The organism is Actinoplanes sp. NPDC048791 (genome assembly GCF_040650095.1).
GTDB lineage: Bacteria > Actinomycetota > Actinomycetes > Mycobacteriales > Micromonosporaceae > Actinoplanes.
Genome location: NZ_JBEZGQ010001098.1, coordinates 1 through 2,628, shown reverse-complemented (window position 1 = coordinate 2,628; position 2,628 = coordinate 1). Strand labels below are relative to the sequence as shown.

The 2,628-nt window shown below is 72.3% G+C and carries 2 protein-coding genes and 2 pseudogenes; all 4 read left to right on the top strand.

The window, feature by feature from the left end; translation table 11 throughout:
- Positions 1-259 (top strand): annotated as a pseudogene (locus AB0C29_RS42725) (glutamylcysteine synthetase); the annotation flags it as partial.
- Between the two features lie 61 nt (positions 260-320).
- Complete coding sequence (locus AB0C29_RS42720) at positions 321-1,823, top strand: IMP dehydrogenase (protein ID WP_360833283.1); 1,503 nt, start codon at positions 321-323, stop codon at positions 1,821-1,823.
- A gap of 71 nt (positions 1,824-1,894) precedes the next feature.
- Positions 1,895-2,446: an RNA polymerase sigma factor gene (locus AB0C29_RS42715; protein ID WP_360833281.1), complete on the top strand. Its 552-nt coding sequence runs from the start codon at positions 1,895-1,897 to the stop codon at positions 2,444-2,446.
- Positions 2,443-2,628: pseudogene (locus AB0C29_RS42710) on the top strand (hypothetical protein); the annotation flags it as partial. The gene AB0C29_RS42715 and the pseudogene AB0C29_RS42710, both read left to right, overlap by 4 nt.

Here is a 2,628-nt window from a genome sequence, read left to right as displayed (position 1 = left end):
GGCCACCGAGGCCGAGGCGGCGACGCGGGCGCTGGCGGGCACGCCCCGGCCCTGGGAGCGTGCCGCCCGCGACGCTCTCACCGATCCCGAGCTGGCGGCGGTCGCGCGGGAGTGTTTCGTCGCCGCGTACGCGTCGCTGTCCCGTCAGGGGGTTTCGCGCGAGCTGCGGGACGCGGTGGCCGACTTCACCGAGCGGTACGTGCTGCGCGGCCGCTGCCCGGCCGACGACGTCCTCGACCGGGCGACAGCGCGCCCCTGAGGCCCGGCCGGCTGCTAGGTTCGTACCTTTATGTCGGCCCGGCCCACTGCTCAGGAGCCTTGTGAAGATCCTCGACGAAGTGTCGCGAACGCTCAACGAATTCCTGCTCGTCCCCGGCCTCACCACCGCCGGCTGCACCCCGGACAACGTCGACCTCGGGGCGCCGCTGGTGCGCCACCGGGTCGGTGAGCCCGCGGCCGTCCGGGTGGCCACTCCCCTGACCAGTGCGATCATGGGCGCGGTGTCCTCGCCGCGGCTGGCCATCGCGCTGGCCCAGTGCGGCGGGCTCAGCTTCGTGCACCAGAACCAGCCGGTCGCCGCCCAGGCCGCGATGGTCCAGGCGGTCAAGCGGCACAAGGCCGGCTTCCGGTTCTCCGACATCAACATCAAGCCGTCGGCCACCCTCGGCGAGGTCGCGCTCCTGCTGGAGTCGGCCGAACGGGACGTCGCGGTGGTCACCGACGACGGCAGCCCGCACGGGCGGTTCGTCGGGCTCATCTCGACCGACGACTTCCATCCGCACCGGCACGACCTGGGCAGCCCGGTCGACTCCCGGATGCGCCCGGGCCAGGATCTGGTCACCGCCCCGCCCTCGATCACCCTGTCCGAGGCCAACACCCTGATCTGGGACCACCGCCTCGACGTGCTGCCGGTGGTCGACGCCGACGGGCCGTTGCAGTCCATCGTGCTGCGCCGCGACTACGAGCTGCACAAGCGGTTCCGCAACGAGTCCATCGACGCCGACAAGCGGTTCCGGGTCGGCGCCGGGGTCAACACCCACGACTACCGCGAACGCATCCCGGCGCTGGTCGAAGCGGGCGCGGACCTGCTCTGCATCGACTCCTCCGACGGCTATTCGGTGTGGCAGGCCGACACCCTGAAGTTCGTCCGGGACACCTACGGCGACGAGGTGCGGATCGGCGCGGGCAACGTGGTGGACGCCCGCGCGTTCCGCTACCTCGCCGACGCGGGGGCGGACTTCGTCAAGGTCGGCATCGGCGGCGGCTCGATCTGCACCACGCGCGACCAGAAGGGCATCGGGCGCGGGCAGGCGTCGGCGCTGATCGACGTCGTGGCCGGGCGGGACGCGTACGCCGCCGAGACCGGGGTGTACGTGCCGTTGTGCTGCGACGGCGGCCTGCTGACCGACGCGCACATGGCGGTGGCGTTCGCCCTGGGCGCCGACTTCGTGATGCTGGGCCGCTACTTCGCCCGCTTCGACGAGAGCCCGTCGCCGCTGGTCCGGGTCGGCGGCCAGTTCTTCAAGGAGTACTGGGGTGAGGGCTCCAACCGGGCCCGCAACGTGTCGCGCTACGAGCACGGCGGTGGCAGCCGGCTCACCTTCGAGGAGGGGGTCGACGGCTACGTGCCGTACGCGGGCAGCCTCTACGACAACGTGGCCCTGACCATCGCCAAGCTCAAGGCGACGATGATCAGCTGCGGGGCGACCGACCTGCCCGGCTTCCACCGCGACGCCGTACTGGTGCCGGTGTCGCAGCAGAGCTTCCTGCAGAACAGCGCGGAGATCCAGCTCCGGGACCGCCCGGGCGACGCGGGCCGGTGATCGACCGCCAGCAGTGACTCATGTCACACCCACAGGAGAACCGCGAGCGGTGATCTTTCGTCTTGCTGGGTGTGAGACGAAGCTTGGACGCGGCCGGCGAGGACGACCTCGTACGCCGCACCGCCGCCGGTGACCGGGGCGCATTCGACGAGCTGTACCGGCGTACGTCGCCGTGGCTGCTCGCCCGGTTGCGTCGCCGGTGCGCCGACGAGGACGTCGTCGCCGACGTGATGCAGGAGACGTACCTGGCCGTGTGGCGGGCCGCGGGCACCTTCGCCGGGTCCGCCACCTCCGGCAACGGGGTCGGCTGGCTGTGGACCATCGCGGCCCACCGCCTGGTCGACGCGTTCCGGCGCCGGGCCCGGCAGAACCAGCTCCCGGCGGTGGCGCTCACCGAGACGGTCGCGCCGGCCGCCGAGGACGAGGTGATGGCCGCCCGGGTCGGTCAGGAGCTGGAACACGCCCTGCTCGTGCTCCCACCGGAGGCGCGACAGGTGCTGCAGGCGATGGTGCTCGACGGTTTCTCGGTACGGGAGACGTCGCTGCTGCTGGGCGTACCGGAGAACACGGTGAAATCCCGGGCCCGGCGGGCCCGCCTCGCGCTGCGGGAGGCGCTGTCATGACGACCCATCCGAACCCCGCGGTGATCGCCCGCTACGCCGACCCGGCGGCCGAGCTCGACGAGGTCACGGTGTGGTCCGTCGAGGTGCACCTGGAAGGGTGCGCGCACTGCCGGGCCCTGGTGGCCGGCAGCACGGCGGACGACACCCGGAGCCTGCTGGCCCGGGTTGCCGCCGGGCTGGAC